This is a genomic window from Acidovorax sp. (assembly GCF_016783915.1).
In the GTDB taxonomy this organism is placed as follows: Bacteria; Pseudomonadota; Gammaproteobacteria; order Burkholderiales; family Burkholderiaceae_C; genus Acidovorax.
The window spans coordinates 1-23,845 of record NZ_JADHVT010000062.1 but is presented as its reverse complement, the minus strand read 5'-3'; the positions used below and the strand labels follow the sequence as shown (position 1 = coordinate 23,845).

Here is a 23,845-nt window from a genome sequence, read left to right as displayed (position 1 = left end):
TGGCTGCTCAGCAGCGACCAGACAGGGTGCGAGCCGATCTCCTGAGCCACCTTGCGCTGGCGTGCTGCCTCGGGTGTGCTGGCCCCGGAGGAGGGCGCCGATGCCGCGGCGGTCGGGCCCTTGCCCTGGTCTTTTTTCTCGGTGTCTTCGTTGTCCTCATCACGCGCAATCGCCAGCAGCAGTTGGCCCATGGGCGCCGTGGGCAGTGCGGCGTGGCGCATGACGGCGATGGCATAGCAGTCGGCCTCGCGCTCGTGGCTGCGGCTGTAGGCCAGGCCTGTCAGCAAGGACGCGCCAGTAGACACGATGCCCGACACGTCGCCCAGCGCCAGCCCCAGCCCCATGTTGAGCACCCCCTGCTGAACCACCATGCGTGTGGTGTGGCGCTGCACCACGTGGCCGACCTCGTGGGCCAGCACGCCCACCAATGCGTTGTCGTCCAGGCCCTTGTCGGCCGCTGCCTTCACGATGCCGTCGGTCATCACGATCTTGCCGCCGGGCAGTGCAAAGGCGTTGGCACCCATGCCGGACCGGAACTCCAGCGACAAGGGGGGACGGTAGCCGGAGTAACGCTGCAGGCCAGGGGGCGTTTGCTGCACCAGGGCATCAAAACGCGCCTTGAGCTGGTCTTGCCGCTCCTTGGGCAGCTTGCTGGGCTTCAAGGTGCCGTTGTCCATCTGCTGGAGCACGTTCTCGGCCACGCTGGTTTCCCAGCTGATGGGCACAAACCGCGTGAGCTGCGTGGCCGCCCAGGGCGTACCGTAGCGGTAGAACAGCGTAAGGCCGATGACGGCGGCGGCCGTCACGCCCAGCAGCACGGGCCAGTGGGTCTGCATGCGTTGTGCGATGCCCGGGCGCTCGCCTGCAGCAGCCAGTGCGGCGCGCCACTCGGTCACGGCGTCGATCTCTACGCTGCCATGGTCGCGCAGATCGACAACCACACGGGGCTGCGGCTTGCGCTCGTTCCAGGCCTCGGGCCAGCCTACATCCCGCCAGGCAAACACGACCGGCTCGGCTCCTGGCTGTGAGAGCGGGTGCAGCACCATCGACGGACCCTCCGGTGTGGGCCGCAGGCCCACCACCACGGGCCGGGCCTTGCTGCTCTGGCCGTCAAACCAGCGCCCGGGGACCAGGGCGGGGTGATCGGGTGCGGGCATGGTCAACCGATAAGGTCCAGACCGGCAGCATCTGCCAGCGCATCGCCCAGGCCGCCCTGTTGCTGGCGCACCATGGCGCCCGCCACCTGTTCCACGCCGCCTTTGACGTGCAGGGTGACGGACTCGACTTTCATGCGGTATTCGCTGACCCGCGCAAACGGGCGGTACAGCCCCAGCGTCAGCAGGGTGAGCAGCATGTTCTTGATGCGCAGCCACACGTAGCGGCTGCTGGGCAGGTGGCACTTGAAGCGTGCCACGTGGCTCACGCCGATGTTGTTCCACATCAGCTGGAACATGCGCGCCTCGCGGTATGCGCGGGCGGGGGCCGACGCCAGGATCAGCATGAAGATGCCCACGATGACGGACACGATGATCACCACAAACATCCACAGACCCAGGCGGTCGCTCTGGCTGGCTACCAGGGCGATGGAGCTGCCCGCCAGGATGCCGATCAGCGCCGAGAACCCCACCACGCACAGGATGAATACGGCCACGGTGGCCAGCCACACCTTGACGAAGTCCATGTAGACCGGCTTCCAGCGGCCTTTTTCGGCACCCACCTGGGCCTTGAGCACCAAGAGGCTCTTGAAGTTGTACTCCATGCGGATCACGCACAGCACCGACAGCACCAGGCCCAGCAGTACCAGGCCGCCCATGGCGGGCGTGAAGCGGGGCATGGGTTGTTTCTTGCCCTCTTCTTCGATGGCCTCCAGCGCCTGGGCCAGGTCGGGCGACAGCAGCTGCAGACCATAGAACACGCCAAACCACACCAGCGCCAGCGCAAACACAGGCCAGCTGGCGATGTAGACCTCTTTCCAGCTGGCAGTGAACTGCAGTCGCAGCCCGCGCCACCGGGTGGCCCCCAGGCGAAACCGCATGGCGCTGGCCCAGATGAAGGGCGCCAGCGCCGCGCCCGCCAGCAGGAACAGGCCCACCGCCGTGTCCTGCCCGGTGTTGGCGGCCAGGTTGTAGGCAATGGTCAGAAGCATCAGCAGCACAAAGCCCATCACCATCTTGCGCTGCTGCGCGGTGAATTCGAGGGGGCTGCCGGCCACCAGCGTGTGGCTGTAGAAATACTGGGCGGTGCGGCGGCGCGCCCAGGGGGTGTAGATGCCCAGCGTGACGATGGACAGCAGCACGTTGACGATCCAGACCCGGAAATACTCGCCCCCGCTGCCCGTGAACTCGAGCGGGTGGGCATCGATGTTCATTGGCATGAAGGTGGACATCGGCCCCGCAGCGCCGCCAGACGATTGGTTTGTGTTCATGAACTCCCTCCAGAGTGCTGCGCAGTGTAGCAGCGGTGTGGATCGAAGGAATTCAAATGAAAAAGGCTTGAAGCGCTTGTTGTCAAAGCGCTGACAGCTATGTTTTCAGGAGCATATGTGCCCCGCCTGCCCTGAACGGGCGTATGGGGCGCTGCGCGGTGGAAGGAGCCTCAGAACTTCTCCCACGGCTGCAGGTAGCGCCACTGCCCCTCGGGCACCTTGGCCAGCGGCACGCGGCCGATGCGGATGCGCTTCATGGCCACCACCGTCAGGCCGACGGTGTCACACATGGCCGGTATCTGGCCGGGACGGATGCCCTTGAGCGCAAAGCGCAGCTTGGTCTCGTTCTGCCAGCTCACCTTGATGGGGGGCAGGGGGCGGCCATTGAACGTGAGGCCATGGCACAGGCGCTGCAGGCCATTGGGCGCCATGTCGCCCTTGACCTCGACGATGCACTCCTGCTCCAGCGACTCGATGTCTTCGGCCAGCTTGCGCGCGATGCGCTTGTCTTGCGTGTACACCACGAGGCCGCTGGCCTCGGTGGGCAGCGGGGTGAAGCATTCGAGCTGCTTGAAGTGGCGTTGCAGCACGCGGATGCCCGAGGCGTCTTCCGGCAGGTGGGACGCTGCGCTGAGCAGCGTGAGCGCCTGTTGCGCACCCTGACTGCGGCTGGCGTGGGCCGCCTGCCCGGCCGGCAGGCCCAGACCCGCTTCAAACCCCGCTGGCTTGTGCAGCAGCAAGGTCACTGGGGTCAGCTCCAGCAGGCTGGCATCGGGTGCGACCGTCACTGCCTGATCGGGGCGCACGCGCGCCCCGGGGGCTTCCTCGATCTGGCCGTCCACGCTCACAAAGCCGCCCTCGATGAATTGCTCGGCCGTGCTGCGCGAGCAACTCAGCTGTTCGGCCACGCGTTTGGCCAGGCGGATGTGGGTGGGGTCAGGGTTCTTGTCGGTCATTGAATCAAAGCGATCTTGGTGTTCTTGTGGTTCAGTCATTGCCGGGCTGCAGAGAGCGGATGCGCTCCACGTGCGCCAGCAGCGAGCGCTGGGCCACGGGCCACATGCGCGGCGGCACGTCTTCGTACGCGTGGCGCACCCAGTCTTCCATGCTGCCCTGCGGCAGGGCCTGCATGGCAGCCAGCACCTTGGCCTCGCGCGCCAGGCGGTGGGCCTTGAGCCTGGCGATGGCGCTGCGGGCCGCGTAGAACGGGCCTCCCAGCACGTAGCCGTGGGCGGGCAGGATGAAGTCCACGCCATGCTCGGCGCAGATCGCATCGAGCCGGTCCAGCGAATCCAGGTAGTCGGCCATGTTGCCGTCCGGCGGGTCGATCACCGTGGTGCTGCCGTTCAGTATGTGGTCGCCGCTGAACAGCAGCGCGTCTTCCACCAGCAGCAGGCACAGATGGTTGGCCGCATGGCCCGGGGTGTGGATGACCTGCAGGGTATGGGTGATTTTGCCTTCAGGCGCTAGTCCTTCCAGCACGAGCAGCTCACTATTTTGTAGCGATCGATCGGGTGTGAACAGGCTGGCGGCACGCGCCGTGGGGGCGGAGGGCAGGCCCAGAACGGGCGGGCGTGCCTTGCCGGCCTGCTCACACATCGCCTGCAACGGTGCGGCGCCTGGGGAATGGTCGGCATGCGAGTGGGTGCACACAATCATGCGAATGTCGCCGCCCGCTGCGCGCCAGAGCTTGTCCAAGTGCTCGGTATCGGCCGGGCCGGGATCGATGGCGATGAAGCCCGTGGCCGGGTCTCCCACCAGGTAGCTGTTGGTACCGGGGCCGGTCATCACGCCGGGGTTGGGGGCCGTCAGGCGCATGACATTGCGCAGCAGCGGCACGGGGCGCTCGGTCTGCCAGTCCAGCGGGTGCACGATCTGGCCGTCGGGGCACACCAGCGCCAGCTCGCCAAACGGCATTTCGTCTTCCATGTAGCGCGCCTCCTTGCCTCCCAGCAGGCCCGCGCGCGGGCAGCTGACCCACAGGGGCTGCTCGTGCGCCACGGCGTCCAGCACCGCCTGGGTGCTGGCAAATTGGGCCAGGCGCTGCAGCGTGCGAATGGTCGGGAAGATCATGAAAAACTGCCCCGCCTCGTGCCGCGCCAGCGCGTCGGCAGGGCGCACCCACACGGGCTCGAACTGCTCCGCCTCGTCCGCCACGGGCTCCTGGCCCTCGGGCATGCGGGCCACCAGAAAGGGCACTTCAAAGCGGCGCGCCAGGTCACGGTCGGCCGTCCAGTGGGCCAGCAGGTACACCCCATTGGCCGCCAGGCGCAGTCCGCGTGCGGCGCACTGAGCGGCAAACGGCTGGTGGCGGTCGATGGCGGCAATGTCCTGCGCATCGGCCATCTGCCCATGGCGGGGGCCTTCTACATGGCGCGCCAGCAATACGCCCAGCTCTTCAAAACTCTCACGGATGGCAGCAATCGCCTGGGTGAGGTGCTGGTCGCTTTGTGTGGGGCGGCGGTCGGCGGTGGCGTGCGTGGCGGGCGCAGCGTCCAGCGCATCAATGCCCCCGCCGGGGAACACATACGCGCCAGGCGCAAAACTGGCCGTGGCCGAGCGCCGGGTCATGAGGACTTCGAGCCCGCCGCCGTCAGGCACATCGCGCAGCAGCAGCACGGTGGCGGCGGGGCGGGTGGCTACCGGTTCTCGGTGGGGATGGAGTTGTTGGCTGGAGCGGGGCATCGGGCCATTATCCGGCGTTGCCCTGCAGCCTGCCGGCCAACTGCTTTCGTCGACGGGGAGGCCTGGCGCCCCTCGGGAGGTCAGTAGGTGCCAGAGAGCAGGGCCCCTGCGTTGGGTACCCGCGTTTCCAGCCCCAGGCGCTTGAGCATCGCCCAGGTGGTGCAGGCTGCAGCGGACACGACAGGAATGCCCAACTGGTCCTGTGCCATCTGCACGGACGCCAGCGAGGGCATCTGGACGCAGGCCGAGATCACCACCACGTCCACGCCGCGCGTGTCAAGCCGTTGCACCAGCTGGGCCGGGGCGGCGGGGTCCTGCGCGCCCACCTGCAGGTTGTCGGCAATTTCCAGCGACAGGCTGTCGTGCACGGCAATGCCCTCGTGCTCGATGTAGTCCACCACCAGTTGGGTCAGCGGCTTCATATAGGGCGTGAGCACCGACACCTTCTTCGCGCCCATGGCCTTGAGCCCTTCGACCAGCGCGCCTGCGCTGGACACCACGGGCGCGGGCTTGCCATTGGCCACGGTGACCTCATGCAGCCGCTTTTCGGACGCGCGGTGGTAGCCCAGGCCCATGCTCATGATGGCCACGAGGCAGGCATAGCCCATCACGTCCATCTTGCCGTCCGACAGCTCCAGCGCGCAGCGGTCGGAGTCGCGGTCCATCGCGGCCAGCTCTTCCTTGGTGACCTTTTGCATGCGCATGCGGCTGGCGTGGAAGCTGAAGCGCTCGGGCAGGATCTGCTCGCGGGCGCGCAACATGGCCGGGATCTCGGTCTCCATGGTGGTGTTGGAGCTGGGCACGATCTGCCCGATGCGGTAGGTGCGTTGCATGGTGGTCTTTCAGGAGTCAATGGGCAAAGCGCTGCCCGCCCGGCGCGCGGAGCGCCGGAAATGGGATCGCGCAGGGGATGTCTGTGGGCCTGTCAGTCGGCCTTGATACCGGCGGCCTTGATGGTCTTGGCCCAGTAGGCGGTTTCGGTCTTCACCAGCTCACCGAGGGCGTCGGGCGGCAGGTAGCGCAGTTCGATGCCCGCCGCGTCGGCGCGCTGGCGCGTCTCGGGCATGTCCAGCGCCTTCTTCACATCGGCCGTGAGCTTGGCCACCACGGCGGGTGGCGTGGCGGCCGGGGCGAACAGGCCCACCCAGGCTTCGAGCTTGAAGTCGGGCATGCCGGCCTCGGCCACGGTGGGCACGTTGGGCAGGCCCGGGTGGCGCTTGGTGCCGGTGACGGCAAAGGCCTTGAGCTTGCCGCTGACCACATGCTGCATGACCGACGGTGGCGTGGTGATGAACACCTGCACCTGGCCTGCCAGAACATCGGCCACCGCTGGGCCCGAGCCACGGTAGGGGATGTGGGTCATGAAGGTGCCGCTTTGCTGCTTGAAGATCTCGGTGCCGATGTGCGACAGTGAGCCGTTGCCCTGCGAGGCGTAGTTCACCTTGCCCGGGTTGGCCTTGAGGTAGGCGATGAATTCCTTGAGGTTGTTGGCTGGCACCGAGGGGTGAGCGGCAATCACGTTGGTGGCCACGGTGAGCAGCGCGACGGGGGCGAAGTCCTTGGCCTCCCAGGGCAGGTTGGGGGTGAGGGCCGGGTTGCCCACGTGGTAGGCCGAGTACGAGATCAGCAGGTTGTAGCCATCGGGTTTTGCGCGGGCCACGGCGCCGTAGGCCACGTTGCCGCTGCCGCCCGCCTTGTTGTCGATCACCACCGGCTGGCCGATCACGCGCGCCAACGGCTCGTTGAGCAGGCGGGCCGAGGTGTCCACCACGCCGCCGGGCGGGTTGGGCACGGTGAGCGTGATGGCCTTGCTGGGGTAGTTGTCTTGCGCCATGGCCAGGCCCGAGAGGGCCAGCGTGGCAGCCAGCAGGCTGTGCTTGATCGTCATGTTCGTCTCCACCAGATGTTGTAGTCAGGGTATTGTGGAAACAAGCGAATCCGCAGTCCAATATATTGTTGGTCTTGATCAAGACCTGAAAAGTATCAATGGAACTGCGCCATCTGCGTTACTTCGTCGCCCTGGCGGAAGAGCTGAGCTTCACACGCGCCGCGCAGCGCCTGCATGTCTCGCAGCCGCCGCTGAGTCTGCAGATCGCCCAGCTGGAGCAAGAACTGGGCGCCCAGCTCTTCGTGCGCACCAGCCGGCGCGTGGAGCTGACGCTGGCAGGCCAGGCCTATCTGGTGGATGCACGCGCTGTGCTGGAGCGGCTGGACACGGCGCGCCAGCGTGTGGCGGCCATCGGCCAGGGGCAGGCCGGGCGCATTGAAGTGGGGCTGTCGGGCTCGCATTTCCTCGGGCCGTTTCCGGCGGCGCTGGCGCGCTACCGACAAAGCCATCCGGGCGTGGATGTGGTGCTGCACGAGATGCAGCCTTCGCTGCAGCAGGCGGCCCTGCGCGACAAACGCATCGATGTGGGCATCTCGCGCACGGCCGTCAACGACGACCAGCTCGCCAGCACCCTGCTGTGGCCCGACCCTGTGGTGGCGGCTTTGCCGCCCGGCCACCCGCTGGCGGCGCGCAAGGCACTGGCCTTGAAGGACCTGCGCAGCGAGGCCTTCGTGATGCTGCGCCGCGACTCGTCGGCCCATGCCGAGCACATGGTGCAGTGCTGCGTGCAGGCCGGCTTTGCGCCCCGGGTGGCGCAGACCACGGTGGAGCTGGCCGCCGTGCTGAGCCTGGTGGCGGCCGGGCTGGGCGTGGCCCTGGTGCCTTCGTCCCTGGGCATGCTGTTCGGGCCGCGCGTGGTGTTCAAGCCCCTGGGCGCCAAAGCGCCGCGCGCCGATGTGCATGCGGTGCAGCGGCGCGACGACCTGCTGGGCGTGGTGCCGGCTTTCGTGCGGGTGATGGCGGGCTGAGGTGGGCTCAGTGCCCCACAGGCATCACACCAGCGGCACGCACGGGGATGCCGCTGCGCCGGTCCAGCACACCGCTCCAGTGCGTGAGGGCCAGCGACACCAGCACCACCAGCGCACCGATCCACGGCGTGTGCTGCAGGCCCAGGTGCGTCACGATCAGACCACCTGCCCACGCGGCGCCGGCGATGCCCAGGTTGAACGCTGCGATGTTCAGGCCCGAGGCCACGTCCACCGCCTGCGGCGTGAAGCGCTCGGCCTGCTTGACCACATACACCTGCAGCCCCGGCACATTGCCGAATGCCACGGCGCCCCACAGCAGCACGGTGCCCACCGCCAGCCAGGGGTGGGGCGCGGTGAACTGCAGCAGCAGCAACACGGCAGCCAGCAGCGCAAAGATGATGCGCAGCGCAGGGATGGGGCCCAGCCGGTCGGCCAGCTTGCCGCCCCAGAGGTTGCCCACGGCCACGGACACGCCGTACACCAGCATCACCCAGCCCACCGAACCCGCGCTGAACCCCGAGATGTCGGTGAGGATGGGCGCGAGAAAGGTGAACGGAATGAAGGTGCCGCCGTAGCCGATGGCCGTCTTGGCATATACCAGCAGCAGGCGCGGCTCGGCCAGCACCTTGGCCTGCTGCAGCAGCGAGGCGGGCGGGGTATGCGCCAGGTTGCGCGGCACGAAGAGGGCGCTGCCGATGAAGGCTGCCGCGCCCAGGGTTGACACGGCCAGGAAGGTCTCGCGCCAGCCAAAGTGCTGGCCGATGAAGGTACCCAGCGGCACGCCCGTGACCAGGGCCACCGTAAGGCCGGTGAACATGATGGCAATCGCACTCGCGGCCTTTTCGCGCGGCACCAGGCCGGTGGCGATGGTCGAGCCGATGGAGAAGAACACGCCGTGCGCCAGCCCGGTGAGGATGCGCGCGGCCACCAGTGTCTCGTAGCTGGGTGCCTGCCAGGCCAGCAGGTTGCCGGCGGTGAACAGCGCCATCAGCGCCAGCAGCAGTGCCTTGCGCGGCAGCTTGCCGGTGAGTGCGGTGAGTACCGGGGCGCCGACGGCGACACCCAGGGCATACAGGCTGACCAGCAGGCCCGCCGAGGGGATGCTGATGGAAAGGTCTGCCGCCACGGTGGGCAGCAGGCCAACGATCACGAACTCGGTCGTGCCGATGGCAAAAGCGCTGAGCGTCAGCGCGAGCAAGGCAATGGGCATGGGCAAACTCCAGTTTTCAAACTTTCGGGCCCTGGAGTGTGGGTGTTTGGGTCTTGCAGAAAAAGAGGATGAAGTGCCATTGATAATTGACTGAAAATCAACAATCAAAGCGCCAGGAGCACCCATGAAAACCACGCTGGAAGAACTGCAGGCCTTTGTGGCTGTGGTGGATGGCGGTTCGATCACGGCTGCAGCCGACGCACTGGGCCAGACTGTCTCTGGCATCAGCCGGGCACTGGCGCGGCTGGAGAAAAAGCTGGACACCACGCTGCTTCGCCGCACGACGCGCCGCACTGAGCTGACCGAGGAGGGGCAGGCCTTTTTGCAGCGCACGCGCGCCATCCTGGCCTCCATCGACGACGCCGAGGAGCACATGGCTGCGCGCCGCCAGCAGCCCGCGGGCCGCCTGCGGGTGAATGCGGCCACGCCCTTCATGCTGCACGCCGTGGTGCCGCTGGTGCCGGCGTTTCGCAAGGCGTATCCGCAGATCACCCTGCAACTGGACACGGACGAGACGTACATTGATCTGCTGGAGCGGCGCACCGACGTGGCCATCCGCATCGGACAACTGCAGGACTCGACCCTGCACGCGCGCCCCTTGTGCACCAGCCGCTTGCGGCTGCTGGCCAATCCCGACTACCTGGCGCAGACGGGCAAGCCCAAGAGCGTGGCGGACCTGGCGCGGCACTCGCTGCTGGGCTTCAACCAGCCCGAGTCGCTGAACCAGTGGCCGCTGCGGGGCGAGCATGGCGATGCCTGGCCCATCGTGCCCAGCCTCACCGCGTCGAACGGCGAAACGTTGCGCCAGCTTGCGCTGCAGGGGGTGGGCATCGTGTGCCTGTCCGATTTCATGACCGCCGGTGACCGTGCGCGCGGCGACCTGGTGCAGCTACTGGCCAAGGACACAGTGGACGTGCGCCAGCCCATCAGCGCGGTGTACTACCGCAACACCCAGCTGGCTGCGCGCATTGCGTGTTTTCTGGATTTTTTGCAGGAGCGTCTGGGCTGAGCAGGCCTGCCTTGCAGGCTCGCCGTCAGCGCAGGGCGCGCAGTTGCTGCAGGCGCTGCAGCACGGCGTCGATGACGGCGTTGGCGCCCTCCACATCGCAGCTCCACAGCATTTCCAGCAACTCGATCAAGGCGATGGCGTTCGTTTCCTGCAGCGCTGCACGGGCGGCAGCCTGGAGGTCGTGCAGGTCCAGATCCTGAAGAACATCAACGGTCAATCCCATGGGGCACTCCCTGTTTTTTTGAGGAGGCCCATGGTAGGTGCGTGGCGGCCGGGTGCCGGGCTGCGCGGCATGATCAAGATCAAGGGCCGATGAGAAACCCAGGCGCCCTGGCGCCCGCCGTCAGCCGCGTGCCGGAATCGCCAGACCCCTGGCCACCGCCGGGCGCGCCACAAACGCATCGAGCACGCGCTGCACTTCGGCGAACTGGCCAAACTCCACCAGGTCGCCCGCGCCATAGAAGCCGATGAGGTTGCGCACCCAGGGCAGGATGGCAATGTCGGCGATGGTGTACTGGTCGCCCATCACCCATGGGCGGCCCGCCAGGCGCTGGTTCAGCACGCCCAGCAGGCGCTTGGATTCGGCCACGTAGCGGTCGCGCGGGCGTTTGTCTTCGTAGTCCTTGCCCGCAAACCTGTGGAAGAACCCGAGCTGGCCAAACATGGGGCCCACGCCGCCCATTTGCCACATCACCCACTGGATGGTTTCGTAGCGCGCAGCGGCATCCTGCGGGATCAGCTGGCCGGTCTTGTCGGCAAGGTACAGCAGGATGGCGCCGGACTCGAACAGGGCGAGCGGCTGGCCGCCCGGGCCATGGGGGTCGAGGATGGCCGGGATCTTGTTGTTGGGGTTGAGCGACAGGAACTCGGGCGAGGTCTGGTCGTTGGTCTCAAAGCTCACCAGGTGTGGCTCGTACGGCAGGCCCAGTTCTTCGAGCGCGATCGACACCTTCACGCCATTCGGCGTGGGCAGCGAATACAGCTGCAGGCGGTCCGGGTGCTGGGCGTGCCATTTGTGAGTGATGGCGAAGGCAGACAAATCAGTCATGGCGGAGGCTTGGTGGGTGTGGCGCGGGGCCGGGGTTGTGGAGGTGGCAGTAGTGCAGACAGGGAAAAGGCATCAAGCCTACGCCGCCTCGCCGGTTGGCGCAGGCCCGAGGCCATAATCCCATCCCATGCAGATTCGCTTCACCAAAATGCAAGGCGCGGGCAACGATTTTGTGGTGCTCGACGAAACCCAGGGCCGCCTGGGGTTGAGCACGGCCCAATACCGCTTCCTGGCAGATCGACACTTCGGAGTCGGGGCCGACCAGATCCTCACCGTGCGGCCTTCTCCTGGTGACGGCATCGATTTTGAATACGTGATCCACAACGCCGATGGCGGCGAGGTGGAGCAGTGTGGCAACGGCGCGCGCTGCTTTGCGCGCTTTGTGCACGACCGGGGTTTGTCGGGCAAGGACACACTCCGCGTGCAGACCAAAAGCGGCGTGATTGCACCCCGCCTCACGGGTGACGGCCGCGTCACGGTGGACATGGGGCGGCCCGAGTTCGATCTCGCCAAGGTGCCGTTTGATGCCACTGGTCTCACGCCCGTGCAGCAGGGTTCGGGGCAAAAATGGCCGCTGGCGCTAGAAGAATATGCCCAGGGTGCTTCTGTTTTGATAGCTGTTGCCTCCATGGGCAACCCGCATGCGGTGCAGCTGGTGGACAACGTGGACACCGCTCCGGTCGCGCAGACGGGGCCGCTGATCGAGCGCCATGTGCGCTTCCCCCAGCGGGTTAACGCAGGCTACCTGCAGATCGTGGACCGCTCCCATGTGCGCCTGCGTGTGTTCGAGCGCGGCGCAGGCGAAACCCTGGCCTGTGGCACCGGCGCCTGTGCGGCAGTAGCCAGCGGCATCCGCCTGGGCCTGCTGGACCCCGAGGTGCATGTGGACACGCGCGGCGGCCGCCTCACCATTGCGTGGAGCGGCGCCGACACCGATTCCGTTTTCATGACCGGCCCCGCCACCACGGTGTTCGAGGGCCAGATCGACATTCCCGACACGCTCGTATGACTACCCACATCCCTCCGATCACCGAAGACGACATCGCTCAGTTTCTCACCAACACGCCGGGTTTCTTCGAGCGCCATGCAGAGGTGCTTGCCAGCGTGCAGATCACCAGTCCACACGGTGCGCGTGCGGTGAGCCTGCAGGAGCGCCAGGCCGAGATGCTGCGCGAGAAGATCAAGGGTCTGGAACATCGCATCATGGAAATGGTGCGCAACAGCACCGAAAACGCCGCCATTGCCCACAAGGTGCACCAGTGGACGGGCAGCCTGCTGCAGGTGCGCGACCCGTTCGACCTGCCCCAGGCCGTGGTCGATGGCGTGCGCACCGTCTTCGACGTGCCCCAGGCGGCGGTGCGTGTGTGGGAGGTGGCAGCGCCCTACATCGACGCCGACTTCACCCAGGGCGCGAGCGAGGACGCGCGGGCATTTGCCTCGTCGCTGACCATGCCGTTCTGCGGGCCCAACCTGGGTTTTGAGCCTGCGGGCTGGCTGGCGCAAGAGGCCGGTGAGCCTGCCCAGTCGCTGGCCCTGCTGCCGCTGCGCGCAGGCGCCATCGACAGCGCCACGCCTGCGTTTGGCCTGCTGGTGCTGGGCTCGCACGATCCGCAGCGTTTTGATGCCACGATGGGCACCGACTTTTTGTCGCGCATGGCAGAGCTGGCCAGCGCCGCCCTTCTGCGGCTGCAGTAAGCAGTCGCAAGCCCAGCCGCCATTGCCTGCTCAGCGGCGTCTCAGCCACGGCCCCCATGTCTGAAACGCCCGCGGCACCCACCACGCTCGACCCCCACGTCCTGCGTTATCTGGAGCATGTGCGCGTCGAAAAGCGGCTGGCCGCGCGCACGCTCACGCTCTACACCCTCGACCTCGAAAAACTGGCGCAGTTTGCGGCCGGCGTGAATGTGCCGATGCTGCAGTTGCAGACCGCTCACATTCGCCGCTTTGTCGCGCAGATGCACAGCGGCGGCCGCAGCGGGCGGGGTATTGCCCTCATCCTGTCGGGGTGGCGCGGATTTTTCATCTGGGCGGGGCGGCAGGGGCTGATTCCGCACAACCCGGTGCAGGACGTGCGCGCGCCCAAGGCGCCGAAGCCCTTGCCCAAGGCGCTAGGGGTGGACGACGCCGTGCGGCTGGCCGAATTCGACAACACCGGCGCCGACCCCTGGCTGGAGGCGCGGGACGCCGCCATGGTGGAGCTGCTGTACGGCTGTGGCCTGCGCGTGGGCGAGTTGGCCGGGCTTGACGCCATTCCCAATACCGATACTCAACGCCTGGGCCGTGGCTGGGTCGACCTACAGGCGGGCGAAGCCCATGTATTCGGCAAAGGCAGCAAGCGCCGCAGCGTGCCAGTGGGCCGTGCCGCCACCGCAGCGCTGCAGACCTGGCTGGCGCTGCGGGCCGCGCCTTTCGGTGGGGATGGTTCTGCGCGGCTCGATACCGCCTTGTTTGTGGGCCAACGCGGCGCGCGGCTCACGGCCCAGTCGATCTGGTTGCGCCTGCGCCAGCGCAGCCAGCAAGCGGGGCTGACCACGCCGGTGCACCCGCACATGCTGCGCCACTCGTTTGCCAGCCACCTGCTGCAAAGCAGCGGTGACCTGCGCGCGGTGCAGGAGCTGCTGGGCCACGCCAACATCACCACCACGCAGGTCTATACCCGGCTCGATTTCCAGCACCTAGCGAAGGTTTATGACGCGGCCCATCCGCGTGCGAGGAAGAAGTCCCCCTGAGCCGCTGCGTATGGGGCTATGGCCGTGACTGCGCCCCTTCCGTCAGCCTGGCGGAACCAAGTGACAACCAGGCGCCTCCGAACAACGTCGCGCCCGCTGTGGAGCGCCTGGGAGCTGTTGTCATGCTGCTGAACTGGATCCAATCGAACCGGTGGTTCATCGTGTTGCTGTTGTGTTTTGGCGTTTTTCGCACCGCCGTGGCCGACTGGAATCCCATCCCCTCGGGCTCGATGCGGCCCACGCTCCTGGAGGGGGACGTGGTGCTGGTCAACCGCCTGGCCTACGACCTCAAGCTGCCGCTCACGGACATGATCCTGGCGCACATCGATGATCCGCAGCGCGGCGATGTGGTCACCTTCTCGTCCCCGCTGGACGGCACCCGCCTGATCAAGCGCATTGCTGCCTTGCCCGGAGACACGGTGGAGATGCGCAACGAGGTGCTCTACATCAACGGCCAGGCTGCCGAATATGAGAGGCCTGACTCGGTGCAGGAGCTGGTGCTGCCGGGCCAGACGCTCACCGCCACCCGCTGGACGGAGCGCCTGCTGGGGCATGAGCGCCGCGTGCAGTGGCTGCAGGGCGTGACTGCGCGCAGCAGTTTCGATCCTGTGCAGGTGCCCGAGGGCGAATACCTGGTGCTGGGGGACAACCGTGACAACAGCGCCGATTCGCGCTACATCGGCCTGGTGCCGCGCCATCTGCTCATCGGTCAGGCGCACCGTGTGTTGCTGTCTGCCGATGTGCTGGGCCACTGGGCGCCGCGCCTGGAGCGCTTTGGCAAGGCACTGTAGCCTGGTCCAGCAAATGCAGAGCCGCCCGGTTGGACGGGTCAGGCGGCTGCCATCGGCAGATGGGCGCGCCCGAGCAAGGGGCGGTGTGTTGTCTGGTGCTGCACGACAGCACGCAGCTCCTGGGATGGGACCTGGGCCTGTGCTTGAGGCAGCTTGAAGGTGGATACCGTGTGGACCAGATCGCCCGCCTGCTGGTTCAGGCTGGCAGCGGCTGCGGCCATTTCCTCGACCAGGGCGGCATTTTGCTGTGTGGCATGGTCCATCTGCGTCACGGCATCGTTGATCTGGTCGACCCCCTGGCTTTGTTCAGTGCTGGCTGCACTGATCTCACCCATGATGTCGGTGACACGTCGAATGGAGGTGACGACTTCGCTCATGGTTTGACCTGCACGGTCCACCAGTGCAGTGCCCGCTTCCACGCGTTCCACGCTGGTGCTGATCAGACCCTTGATCTCGCGCGAGGCTTCTGCCGAGCGGCTGGCCAGTACACGCACCTCGGTAGCCACCACGGCAAAGCCGCGGCCCTGGTCGCCTGCACGGGCAGCCTCTACGGCAGCATTCAGCGCCAGGATGTTGGTCTGGAACGCAATGGAGTCGATCACGCCGATGATCTCGGAGATCTTGCTGCTGCTGTCGTTGATGTCTTTCATGGTGCGCACCACATCCGCCACCACCTCTCCGCCCTGCACTGCGATTGATGTGGCGGTCTGGGCCAGCTGGTTGGCTTGGCGGGAGTTCTCGGCGTTCTGGCGCACGGTGGCGTTGAGTTGCTCCATCGACGCTGCGGTTTCTTGGAGCGCGCTGGCCTGTTGTTCGGTGCGGGCCGAGAGGTCGTTGTTGCCTTGTGCAATTTCAGCCGATGCGTAGGAGACGCTGTCGCTGTTGGTCCGCACCTGGCCTACCAGATGCACCAATGATTGCTGCATCTCGCGCAATGCCTTGAGCAGTTGTGCGGTTTCGTTGGTGCCACGGTAGGTGATGGGCAGGCTAAGGTCCCCTGCCGCTACAGCGCGTGCAGCGTCTACAGCGCAGCGCAGGGGCTCGGTGGTGGTGCGCACGATGCGACGGCCAATCACCACACCAGCCACCAGGGCCAGCCCTGTGAGCGACAGCACAGACACATTCATCGTAGACACAGCAGCTACAGCATCGGCCTGGGCCGTCTTGGCCAGCGATTCCTGGTAGGCGATCAGCCCGTCCAGTGCATCGAAATACGCCTTGCGCGGCGCCACCATGGGGCCCGTCAGGATGGCCCGTGCTTCGTCCATCCGGCCGGCGCTGGCCAGTTCTGAGTAGCGCAACAGCTGCGCGGCGTATTCGCTGCGTGCTCGCAGTGTCTCGGCCAGCGCAGCCTTGCCTTGGGGCGAGGTGATCTTTTGCCCGAGGGTGTCAAACAGCTGTGTGATCTGTTGTCGTTTGTTGTTGATGGTGGCTTGGTGCCGCTGGATGTTTTCAGCGCTGGTGTCCAGCAGCATCTGGGTGAGGGCCAACTCCACTGCGGTAACGTCTTCCTTTGCGACATGCAGGTTGAGCACCTTGGGAAAGCGGTCGTCGATGATGGAGTGAAACGCCGTATCGGCGCTGTGCGCCAGCACCATGGACAGTGAGCCCATGATGCCGATGAGCAGGGCCATCAAGCCAAAGCCCAGCGTGAGCCGGGTCGAAATCTTCAGGTCGTTGAAGTTCATGGTAGGGCCAGTTTTTTTAGTGGTGTATGTGGTTGCTCAGTGACTGGTGGCCTGTGCTTCGCCCGTCACAGCGTTGGAAAGAAATTGCTCGATGTCGAGCAGGATCAGCATGCGTTTGCCGACCGAACCGATGGCCAGCAAGTGCTCTGGCTTGACGTTGCCGCGCAGAGCGGGCACGGGGCGCAGTTGCTCGCGCTCCAGCGTGAGCACGTCGGACACGCCGTCCACCACCACGCCCACCGTGCGCTGCCCGATGTGCAGCACGATCACCACTTTGAGGTGGTCGTAGTGCACGGCGATCTGCCCCAGCTTCAGGCGCAGGTCGAGGATGGGCACGATCACGCCGCGCAGGTTCATCACACCCAGCAACTCGCCCGTCGCATTGGCGATGGTGGTGGGCTTCTCGTACGACCGGATCTCCTGTACGCGCAGGATGTCAACCCCATATTCTTCGTTGCCGACCTGAAAGGTCAGAAATTCGCGCAAGTCGGTCATCACGGCCTGGGTCGTTCCTGGCGCGGGGGCCCGGCGGGTGATGCTGGGTAGCGTGGCGGGGGGGCTCATAGGAATGTTTGTGATAAAAATGACAATTTCCGTAATTTTATCGATTGATAATCATATTTGTCAAATATGAGATTTTGAGACGACATGCCGCCTGCTGGCTTGGGGCGCTCGAACGGGTCTGGCGGTGTTGGGGGATGACCGAGCGCGGGGCGGGCATTGCCGGGCGCGGCGGTGTTGCTACATGCGTTTTTCCGTCGTCTGGGAGTTCGGCAGCCCCCGCAAGCCCGCACAATCTGGGTCATGAAAACCCTTCGACTTCGCGCAGGCAAAGAGCGCTCGCTGTTGCGCCGCCACCCCTGGATCTTTGAATCGGCCATTGCCAAGGGCGGCGGCGATAGCGGCGAGACCGTGCGCGTGGAATCGCACGAAGGCCAGTTTCTGGCCTGGGCCGCCTACAGCCCCAGCTCACGCATTCGTGCCCGGGTGTGGAGCTTTGACGAGGCACAGCGTATTGATGCTCCGTTTTTAATAGCTGCTTGCGCACGTTCCATAATCGCTAGAGCCCGTTTTGATGTGCAAAGCGATGGCGTGCGCCTGGTGCATGGCGAGTCAGACGGCCTGCCTGGGCTCATCGTGGACCGCTATGGCGACACGCTGGTGGCCCAGTTCACCAGCGCAGGCACCGAGCGCTGGAAGGGCGTGATTGCCGATGCGCTGCTGCGCGAGACGGGTCTGACCAAGCTCTATGAGCGCTCGGACGCCAGCGTGCGTGCCCTGGAGGGGCTAGAGCCCGCTACCGGCTGGCTACGAGGCGGGCCCACGGGCGCGGCAGGCGATGGCGAAGGGCCACCGCTCGAACTCACTATCCGCGAGCACCAGTGGAGCCTGACGCTGAACATCGCCCAGGGCCATAAGACCGGCTTTTACCTGGACCAGCGCGACAGCCGCAAGCGCTTTGCCGACTACACACAGCGCCTGGGCTTCAAGCATGTGCTCAATTGCTTTTGCTACACCGGCGGCTTCAGTGTGGCGGCGCTGGCGGGCATGCGCGCAGCAGGCGCCTTGGCCGATGGGCATGTGACGTCCATCGATTCGTCGGGCCCGGCCTTGGAGCGCGCTCGCTCCCATGTGGCGCTCAACGGTTTTGATCCCAACCGGGCGACCTTCCTCGATGCTGACGTGAACGCCTCGCTGCGCCAGTTCCTCAAGGAGGGCCAGCGCTTTGACGCCATCATTCTGGATCCACCGAAATTCGCCCCCACGGCGGCCCATGCCGAGCGCGCCGCGCGCGCCTACAAGGACATTAACCGCCTCGCGCTGCAGTTGCTCACTCCCGGCGGCGTGCTGTTCACCTTTTCGTGTTCGGGTGGCATCAGCGCCGACCTGTTCCACAAGATCGTTGCGTCGGCGGGGGCCGATGCGGGCGTGGATGGCTACATCCTGGAACGCCTGGGCGGTGCGCCCGACCACCCGATGACCTTGGAGTTTCCCGAAGGCGAATACCTCAAGGGACTGGTGGTGATGCGCAAGGCGTGAGCTATCCGTACCCTGCAAGGGCTTGACAGCCTCGATACACTGAAAAATGAGTCCCTCGGCTGGGACGTTGCGTAGAGCGGCGCCGGGCCGCAGCGCAAGTATTGATTCCCTTGAAAGACAGATTTATGGCACTGATTCCCGTCACCATCCTCACCGGCTTCCTGGGCTCGGGCAAAACGACGTTGCTCAAGCGCCTGCTCTCCGAAGCCCATGGCCAGAAGATCGCCGTGATCGAGAACGAGTTCGGCGAAGAGAACATCGACAACGACATCCTAGTGACCGAGTCCAAGGAGCAGATCGTGCAGATGAGCAATGGCTGTATCTGCTGCACCATCCGCGAAGACCTGCGCGAAACCCTGCAATTGCTGGCTGCCAAGAAGCGCAAGGGTCTGCTCGACTTTGACCGCATCGTGATCGAGACCACCGGCGTGGCCGACCCGGGCCCGGTGGCGCAGACCTTCTTCATGGACGAAGAGATTGCCGAGACCTACCTCATCGACTCGATCATCACGCTGGTGGACGCCAAACATGCGCCGCAGCAGCTCAATGACCGCCAGGAGGCGCGTCGCCAGGTAGGCTTTGCAGACCAGATCTTCCTGTCCAAGACCGATCTGGTATCCGAGGACGAGACCGAGGCGCTGATCCATCGCCTGAAGCACATGAACCCGCGCGCGCCCATCAAGGCCGTGCATTTTGGCGAGGTACCCCTCAAGGAGGTGCTGGACCTGCGGGGCTTCAACCTCAATGCCAAGCTGGACATCGACCCGGACTTCCTCAAGGAAGAAGGGGATGGGCATGACCACCATGATCATGACCACGAACACGGCGAGCACTGCAGCCACCCCTCGCACCAGCATGAGCACGGCCATGGTCATCACCATCACCACGATGACGATGTAAAGAGTTTTGTGTACCGCTCGGACCGCCCGTTCGACCCGGCCAAGCTCGAAGACTTCCTCGGCGCCATCGTCAATATTTACGGCCCGCGCATGCTGCGTTACAAAGGGGTGCTGAATATGAAAGGGACTGAGCGCAAGGTCATATTCCAGGGCGTGCACCAGCTCATGGGCAGCGACCTGGGCCCCCAGTGGGCCGAGGGCGAGCCGCGTACCAGCAAGATGGTCTTTATTGGCATTGACCTGCCCAAGGACATCTTCTTGCAGGGGCTGGAGCAAAGCCTGGTTTGACCTGTTCGCCGGTTCCGAGGGGGCGATGGAGCCCGATTTGTGTTGTATCTGCAACGTTTCCGTTTGCGTCAGCCCAGGTCGATACAATCGCGCCCCGGCAAGAACCTGTGAACAGGTTCTAGACCCCGGAAGGCTTGCCACACGCCCTTGGCTGCGAATGCAGCTGGGGCCCGCCCGTACTGCGAGGAGACCAGGAAGTGAAAGCCGACACCAGCAAATCCAAGGGGGCCACCAAGGCAACCCCTGCCGCGGCGAAAAGCGCCGCCGCCCCAGCGGCACCCAAAGTTGCTGCGAAGGCCACTGCCAAGGCTGCTGCGGCACCCAAGGTGGTCGCGCCCCCGGCCGTGGCGGCACCCGCTCCGGTGCCCGCACTGCAAGCGGGCTCGCAGGTACCCGTGCGCACAACCCGGCCTTCTTCACGATTGGCCCAATTGACCGTACCATCCATGGCACAGACGGTGGCTTCGACCGCTGCCAAAGCCAGTTATCAACACACCATGCCCACGACCGCGCAAGCGCAGCCCACTTACACGGCTGCCAAAAAAGACCCCAAGCTGGCGAACAACTGGAAAACCAAGTCCGTCGCCGAGCTGACCGACGCTGAAGTCATGGCCATGCCCGACAGCGAGTACATGAACGAAAAGCAGATGGCGTTCTTCCGCCTCAAGCTCGTTCAGCTCAAGCAGGACATCCACAACAGTGCCGGCGAAACCACCGAACACCTGCGTGAGGACACCGTGGTGGTGCCCGACCCGGCCGACCGCGCCACCATCGAAGAAGAGCACGCACTGGAGTTGCGCACCCGCGACCGCGAGCGCAAGTTGCTCAAGAAAATCGAACAATCCATTGCCCGCATTGATGCGGGTGACTACGGCTACTGCGACGAAACCGGTGAGCCCATTGGTGTGGGCCGCCTGATCGCACGCCCCACCGCCACGCTGTCGCTCGAAGCGCAGCAACGCCGCGAACTCAAGCAGAAGATGTTTGGGGATTGAGCAGGCCCCCGCCTGTTGATCAACGCGCGCACTCTGCACCCTGAGCCATGAGCAAGGAAGAATCCACCCCTGGCGGCCTGCTATCGAAGGTGGTGCGGTTCGTGAAGAATCCGACCGTCAACTGGACGGAGCTGGACTCCCTCCAGGACGACCGGGAGAGCCAGTACAGCAAGCAGATGCTCAAGGAGATGATCGAGCGCAAGCGCCGCAACGATTTTGTGCGGCGCCGCGAGTTCGATCAGCTGCGCAAGCTGCGCCAGCGCGAGGTCTTGCACGGGCAGCGGGTGGAAGACGCCGCAGGGCGCCCTTCGTTCTTCCAGAACAGCATGGCATCGCCCGACGAGCGGGCCGTCACGCTCAAGAAGATCGACGAGATCGAAGCGCAGATGTCCCAGCAGTGGTGGAAGAGCAAGCAGGGCGCCGACGCCCCCACCCAGCCGGGGGTCATGCCTGACTCCAGCACGGAGGCGTCTGCGGAAGAACAAGCCCGTGCCTATGCGCCCACAGTGCCCGGGAGCCTGTCTGCCCCGCTGGACACCAAACCCGCCGTTCAGCCCCTGTTCGCTGATGACAGCATGGCCATTGGCCGCTTTGGTGGCACAGATGCCACCATGCTGCCAGGCAGCCCCCCACCCGTCGAAGCATCCTTCAGCCCTGCGGCTCCCACGGCTGCGCCCGCGCCCGCATTCGAACCGGAGGAATTCGTGCACGAACCCGATCTTGAAGAAGCCGCTATCCGGTTTGCCAATGGTGACCATGCAGGGGCTGAGTCCGGCCTGCTGGAGGTGCTGGCCCAGCACCAGCAGGACGATCCAGCACAGCAGCTGGAAATCTGGATGACGCTGTTCGACCTGTACCGTGCCACCGGGCAGCACGACCGTTTTGACACCCTGGCCATCGACTTTGCCGCGCAATATGGCCGCTCGGCGCCGCTGTGGTTTTCCATCCCGGCGCAATTGGGCCTGGCTGTGGAGGTGGCGCCTTCTGCTGAGCCAGCCGCTGTCATGCGCCGCGATTTCAGCTGGAACGCCCCGCCCGCCGTGGCCGTTTCTTCGGTCGCGGCCCTGCAGGCCTCGCTGGCCCGTGCTGCATCGCCTTGGACACTGTCCTGGTCGCGCCTTGTCTCCATGGATGAGGCTGCAGTGCCCCTGTTGGCCGACCAATTCAGCCTGTGGGCCGACCGCGATGTCCAGATCGTGTTTTCGGGCGTGGAAAAGCTCCATGCCTTGCTCGACGCAAAGACCCAGTCGGGCGACCGCTCGAACAGCCCCGAGTGGTGGCGTTTGCGCATGGCCGCCATGCGCCTCATGGGCAAGCCTGACGAGTTTGAGCTGGTGGCGCTGGACTACTGCGTGACCTACGAAGTCTCTCCGCCCTCCTGGGTGTCGCCGCGCTGCGGATATTCGGACAACGAAGGCGGGTCGTCAGGCTCGGCACCTCTGGCGGCTGACAATGACTTTGCGGCCTCCGATCTTGGTGAGCTGTCGGCTCCAGCGCCCTTGGAGATGGGGCCGGTGGCAGAACTGAGTGGTTATATCGATGGCGATGCCACGCCCCTGCTGCAGCCGTTCCAGGCGCACTTCAAGCCCGGCGTGCCACTGACCATTGCCTGCGACAAGCTGATCCGGGTGGATTTTGCAGCCGCAGGCTCCGTGCTGAACTGGGCGGCCGAGCAGCAGGGTCATGGCCATGTGATCCAGTTCCATAACCTGCAGCGGCTGGTGGCGATCTTCTTCAACGTGATCGGCATCAACGAGCACGCCTGGGTGGTGCCCCGGAAGAACTAGCGCGGGCTTCCCTCGTCATGGGCTGCTGTATGGCCCTCTCTCTTGGTCCCTCTGGGCTTTCCAGCCAAGCTGCCTCTCCTCTCTATTGCCCAGAGCGACCTTGGGGTGAGTGCTGTCCTTCATGAGGGCTGGCTTGCAAAATGGGTGACGATCCCCACCTGCCGCAGCTATGGACTCATCACAAGACAACCATCCGGTGTTCCACGGCACCACCATCCTCAGTGTGCGTCGCCAGACGCCTTCCGGCATCCAGGTCGCCATCGGCGGCGACGGGCAGGTCACGCTGGGCAACATCGTGGTCAAGGGCACGGCGCGCAAGGTGCGCAAGCTCTACCACGGCAAGGTGCTGGCAGGCTTTGCCGGGGCCACGGCCGACGCCTTCACGCTGTTCGAGCGCTTCGAGGCCAAGCTGGAAAAGCACCAGGGCCACCTGACCCGCGCCGCCATCGAACTCACCAAGGACTGGCGCACCGACCGGGTGCTGCGCCGCCTCGAAGCCATGCTGGCCGTGGCCGACGCCAGCGCGTCGCTCATCATCACCGGCAATGGTGACGTGCTGGAGCCCGAGCAAGGCATCGTGGCGATTGGCTCGGGGGGCGCCTATGCGCACTCGGCGGCCAAGGCGCTGCTGGTGAACACCGAGTTGTCTGCCCAAGAGATCGTGAAAAAGTCGCTCGAAATTGCGGGCGAACTCTGCATCTACACCAACATGAACCACACCATCGAGACGCTCTGAGCGTACGACGGTGGAGCAGGCCCCGCGCTGGCCTCACGGTCAGCGCATGGAGGGTTGAATGCTCTGATTTTTATAGCTGCTAGTGCATGATGCACTGGCGCTTCAGCCCCATTTGATACCAGGAAGACCTGTATGTCGTCCATGACCCCCCAGGAAATCGTCTCCGAGCTGGACCATCACATCGTGGGCCAGGCCAGCGCCAAGCGTGCCGTGGCCATCGCTCTGCGCAACCGCTGGCGCCGCCAGCAGGTGGAAGGCAGCCTGCGCCAGGAGATCACGCCCAAGAACATCCTCATGATCGGCCCCACCGGCGTGGGCAAGACCGAGATTGCACGCCGCCTTGCAAGACTCGCCGATGCGCCCTTCATCAAGGTCGAGGCCACCAAGTTCACCGAAGTGGGCTACGTGGGCAAGGACGTGGATTCCATCATCCGCGACCTGGCCGAGATGGCTGTGAAGCAGACGCGCGAGGCCGAGATGAAGAAGGTGCGCACCCGCGCCGAAGATGCCGCCGAGGAACGCATCCTGGACGTGCTGATCCCCCCAGCCCGCGCAGCGGCAGGCAGCGAACCCGCCGCTGACAACACGGCCCGCCAGGTCTTTCGCAAGAAGCTGCGCGAAGGTGCACTGGATGACAAGGAGATCGAGATCGACGTGGC

At 65.4% G+C, this 23,845-nt stretch carries 23 protein-coding genes; 12 read left to right on the top strand and 11 right to left on the bottom strand.

Going from position 1 to position 23,845, the window contains the following annotated elements:
* The 6 genes from ISS20_RS13060 to ISS20_RS13035 all read right to left on the bottom strand — a co-directional run.
* Window positions 1-1,157: M48 family metallopeptidase (locus tag ISS20_RS13060; RefSeq protein WP_291437224.1), on the bottom strand; the 1,157-nt coding region annotated here is incomplete at its 3' end.
* 2 nt (window positions 1,158-1,159) lie between these two features.
* Window positions 1,160-2,386 carry a YjgN family protein gene (locus ISS20_RS13055; protein WP_291437228.1) on the bottom strand — a complete coding sequence of 409 codons (1,227 nt, stop codon included), beginning with the start codon at window positions 2,384-2,386 and terminating at the stop codon, window positions 1,160-1,162.
* Between the two features lie 209 nt (window positions 2,387-2,595).
* Entirely contained in the window at window positions 2,596-3,381 is a 786-nt protein-coding gene (locus ISS20_RS13050) for an rRNA pseudouridine synthase (RefSeq protein ID WP_291437226.1), read from the bottom strand.
* A gap of 31 nt (window positions 3,382-3,412) precedes the next feature.
* On the bottom strand, window positions 3,413-5,110 hold the full coding sequence (locus tag ISS20_RS13045; RefSeq protein ID WP_291437221.1) for an MBL fold metallo-hydrolase: 1,698 nt from the start codon (window positions 5,108-5,110) through the stop codon (window positions 3,413-3,415).
* 80 nt (window positions 5,111-5,190) lie between these two features.
* Window positions 5,191-5,943 carry an Asp/Glu racemase gene (locus ISS20_RS13040; protein WP_291437219.1) on the bottom strand — a complete coding sequence of 251 codons (753 nt, stop codon included), beginning with the start codon at window positions 5,941-5,943 and terminating at the stop codon, window positions 5,191-5,193.
* Between the two features lie 92 nt (window positions 5,944-6,035).
* Window positions 6,036-6,998, bottom strand: coding sequence for a tripartite tricarboxylate transporter substrate binding protein (locus ISS20_RS13035; protein ID WP_291437217.1), 963 nt, complete (start codon window positions 6,996-6,998; stop codon window positions 6,036-6,038).
* 98 nt (window positions 6,999-7,096) lie between these two features.
* Here ISS20_RS13035 and ISS20_RS13030 point away from each other — a divergent pair, with 98 nt between their 5' ends.
* Window positions 7,097-7,966: a LysR substrate-binding domain-containing protein gene (locus ISS20_RS13030; protein ID WP_056059282.1), complete on the top strand. Its 870-nt coding sequence runs from the start codon at window positions 7,097-7,099 to the stop codon at window positions 7,964-7,966.
* Window positions 7,967-7,973: 7 nt separating this feature from the next.
* On the opposite strand, the gene ISS20_RS13025 is transcribed toward ISS20_RS13030, so the two are convergent.
* The gene (locus ISS20_RS13025; protein WP_291437216.1) at window positions 7,974-9,176 is read right to left on the bottom strand and encodes an MFS transporter; all 1,203 of its coding nucleotides are present in this window, start codon (window positions 9,174-9,176) and stop codon (window positions 7,974-7,976) included.
* Window positions 9,177-9,300: 124 nt separating this feature from the next.
* Between ISS20_RS13025 and ISS20_RS13020 the strand changes: the two genes are divergently transcribed.
* Complete coding sequence (locus ISS20_RS13020; protein WP_291437214.1) at window positions 9,301-10,185, top strand: LysR family transcriptional regulator; 885 nt, start codon at window positions 9,301-9,303, stop codon at window positions 10,183-10,185.
* Window positions 10,186-10,210: 25 nt separating this feature from the next.
* Here the strand turns inward: ISS20_RS13020 and ISS20_RS13015 are convergent, their stop codons facing one another.
* Both ISS20_RS13015 and ISS20_RS13010 read right to left on the bottom strand, forming a co-directional pair.
* Window positions 10,211-10,408: a hypothetical protein gene (locus ISS20_RS13015; RefSeq protein ID WP_291437212.1), complete on the bottom strand. Its 198-nt coding sequence runs from the start codon at window positions 10,406-10,408 to the stop codon at window positions 10,211-10,213.
* Between the two features lie 120 nt (window positions 10,409-10,528).
* Window positions 10,529-11,233: a glutathione S-transferase N-terminal domain-containing protein gene (locus ISS20_RS13010; RefSeq protein ID WP_291437211.1), complete on the bottom strand. Its 705-nt coding sequence runs from the start codon at window positions 11,231-11,233 to the stop codon at window positions 10,529-10,531.
* A 127-nt stretch (window positions 11,234-11,360) separates the two neighbouring features.
* Here ISS20_RS13010 and dapF point away from each other — a divergent pair, with 127 nt between their 5' ends.
* The 4 genes from dapF to lepB all read left to right on the top strand — a co-directional run bounded on the left by dapF (window position 11,361) and on the right by lepB (window position 14,753).
* Window positions 11,361-12,242, top strand: a complete 882-nt coding sequence (gene dapF / locus ISS20_RS13005; protein ID WP_291437209.1) for a diaminopimelate epimerase — start codon at window positions 11,361-11,363, stop codon at window positions 12,240-12,242.
* On the top strand, window positions 12,239-12,928 hold the full coding sequence (locus tag ISS20_RS13000) for a DUF484 family protein (RefSeq protein ID WP_291437207.1): 690 nt from the start codon (window positions 12,239-12,241) through the stop codon (window positions 12,926-12,928). The genes dapF and ISS20_RS13000 overlap by 4 nt, the downstream gene beginning before the upstream one ends.
* Window positions 12,929-12,984: 56 nt before the next feature.
* Complete coding sequence (locus ISS20_RS12995) at window positions 12,985-13,962, top strand: tyrosine recombinase XerC (protein ID WP_291437205.1); 978 nt, start codon at window positions 12,985-12,987, stop codon at window positions 13,960-13,962.
* Between the two features lie 122 nt (window positions 13,963-14,084).
* Window positions 14,085-14,753 (top strand): signal peptidase I, encoded by a 669-nt coding sequence (gene lepB, locus ISS20_RS12990; RefSeq protein WP_291437203.1) that lies wholly within the window; start codon window positions 14,085-14,087, stop codon window positions 14,751-14,753.
* A gap of 38 nt (window positions 14,754-14,791) precedes the next feature.
* Here lepB and ISS20_RS12985 read toward each other — a convergent pair whose 3' ends face one another.
* Entirely contained in the window at window positions 14,792-16,441 is a 1,650-nt protein-coding gene (locus tag ISS20_RS12985; RefSeq protein ID WP_291437201.1) for a methyl-accepting chemotaxis protein, read from the bottom strand.
* Between the two features lie 36 nt (window positions 16,442-16,477).
* Window positions 16,478-17,005 carry a chemotaxis protein CheW gene (locus ISS20_RS12980; RefSeq protein WP_291437199.1) on the bottom strand — a complete coding sequence of 176 codons (528 nt, stop codon included), beginning with the start codon at window positions 17,003-17,005 and terminating at the stop codon, window positions 16,478-16,480.
* 240 nt (window positions 17,006-17,245) lie between these two features.
* Between ISS20_RS12980 and ISS20_RS12975 the strand changes: the two genes are divergently transcribed.
* The 6 genes from ISS20_RS12975 to ISS20_RS12950 all read left to right on the top strand — a co-directional run.
* A complete protein-coding gene (locus ISS20_RS12975) occupies window positions 17,246-18,481 on the top strand; it encodes a class I SAM-dependent methyltransferase (protein WP_291437197.1) in 1,236 nt (411 codons plus the stop codon).
* 125 nt (window positions 18,482-18,606) lie between these two features.
* Entirely contained in the window at window positions 18,607-19,668 is a 1,062-nt protein-coding gene (locus tag ISS20_RS12970; protein ID WP_291437195.1) for a GTP-binding protein, read from the top strand.
* Between the two features lie 197 nt (window positions 19,669-19,865).
* Complete coding sequence (gene dksA / locus ISS20_RS12965; protein WP_291437193.1) at window positions 19,866-20,663, top strand: RNA polymerase-binding protein DksA; 798 nt, start codon at window positions 19,866-19,868, stop codon at window positions 20,661-20,663.
* 47 nt (window positions 20,664-20,710) lie between these two features.
* On the top strand, window positions 20,711-22,450 hold the full coding sequence (locus ISS20_RS12960) for an STAS domain-containing protein (protein ID WP_291437191.1): 1,740 nt from the start codon (window positions 20,711-20,713) through the stop codon (window positions 22,448-22,450).
* A 169-nt stretch (window positions 22,451-22,619) separates the two neighbouring features.
* On the top strand, window positions 22,620-23,186 hold the full coding sequence (hslV, locus tag ISS20_RS12955) for an ATP-dependent protease subunit HslV (RefSeq protein ID WP_056059237.1): 567 nt from the start codon (window positions 22,620-22,622) through the stop codon (window positions 23,184-23,186).
* Between the two features lie 132 nt (window positions 23,187-23,318).
* The coding region (locus ISS20_RS12950) for an AAA family ATPase (protein WP_291437188.1) at window positions 23,319-23,845 on the top strand (527 nt) is incomplete at its 3' end.

Coding starts and splice junctions, on each gene's coding strand:
- ISS20_RS13055 (WP_291437228.1), bottom strand. CDS start 2,386: ATGTCCACCTTCATGCCAATGAACATCGATGCCCACCCGCTCGAGTTC.
- ISS20_RS13050 (WP_291437226.1), bottom strand. CDS start 3,381: ATGACCGACAAGAACCCTGACCCCACCCACATCCGCCTGGCCAAACGC.
- ISS20_RS13045 (WP_291437221.1), bottom strand. CDS start 5,110: ATGCCCCGCTCCAGCCAACAACTCCATCCCCACCGAGAACCGGTAGCC.
- ISS20_RS13040 (WP_291437219.1), bottom strand. CDS start 5,943: ATGCAACGCACCTACCGCATCGGGCAGATCGTGCCCAGCTCCAACACC.
- ISS20_RS13035 (WP_291437217.1), bottom strand. CDS start 6,998: ATGACGATCAAGCACAGCCTGCTGGCTGCCACGCTGGCCCTCTCGGGC.
- ISS20_RS13030 (WP_056059282.1), top strand. CDS start 7,097: ATGGAACTGCGCCATCTGCGTTACTTCGTCGCCCTGGCGGAAGAGCTG.
- ISS20_RS13025 (WP_291437216.1), bottom strand. CDS start 9,176: ATGCCCATTGCCTTGCTCGCGCTGACGCTCAGCGCTTTTGCCATCGGC.
- ISS20_RS13020 (WP_291437214.1), top strand. CDS start 9,301: ATGAAAACCACGCTGGAAGAACTGCAGGCCTTTGTGGCTGTGGTGGAT.
- ISS20_RS13015 (WP_291437212.1), bottom strand. CDS start 10,408: ATGGGATTGACCGTTGATGTTCTTCAGGATCTGGACCTGCACGACCTC.
- ISS20_RS13010 (WP_291437211.1), bottom strand. CDS start 11,233: ATGACTGATTTGTCTGCCTTCGCCATCACTCACAAATGGCACGCCCAG.
- dapF (WP_291437209.1), top strand. CDS start 11,361: ATGCAGATTCGCTTCACCAAAATGCAAGGCGCGGGCAACGATTTTGTG.
- ISS20_RS13000 (WP_291437207.1), top strand. CDS start 12,239: ATGACTACCCACATCCCTCCGATCACCGAAGACGACATCGCTCAGTTT.
- ISS20_RS12995 (WP_291437205.1), top strand. CDS start 12,985: ATGTCTGAAACGCCCGCGGCACCCACCACGCTCGACCCCCACGTCCTG.
- lepB (WP_291437203.1), top strand. CDS start 14,085: ATGCTGCTGAACTGGATCCAATCGAACCGGTGGTTCATCGTGTTGCTG.
- ISS20_RS12985 (WP_291437201.1), bottom strand. CDS start 16,441: ATGAACTTCAACGACCTGAAGATTTCGACCCGGCTCACGCTGGGCTTT.
- ISS20_RS12980 (WP_291437199.1), bottom strand. CDS start 17,005: ATGAGCCCCCCCGCCACGCTACCCAGCATCACCCGCCGGGCCCCCGCG.
- ISS20_RS12975 (WP_291437197.1), top strand. CDS start 17,246: ATGAAAACCCTTCGACTTCGCGCAGGCAAAGAGCGCTCGCTGTTGCGC.
- ISS20_RS12970 (WP_291437195.1), top strand. CDS start 18,607: ATGGCACTGATTCCCGTCACCATCCTCACCGGCTTCCTGGGCTCGGGC.
- ISS20_RS12960 (WP_291437191.1), top strand. CDS start 20,711: ATGAGCAAGGAAGAATCCACCCCTGGCGGCCTGCTATCGAAGGTGGTG.
- hslV (WP_056059237.1), top strand. CDS start 22,620: ATGGACTCATCACAAGACAACCATCCGGTGTTCCACGGCACCACCATC.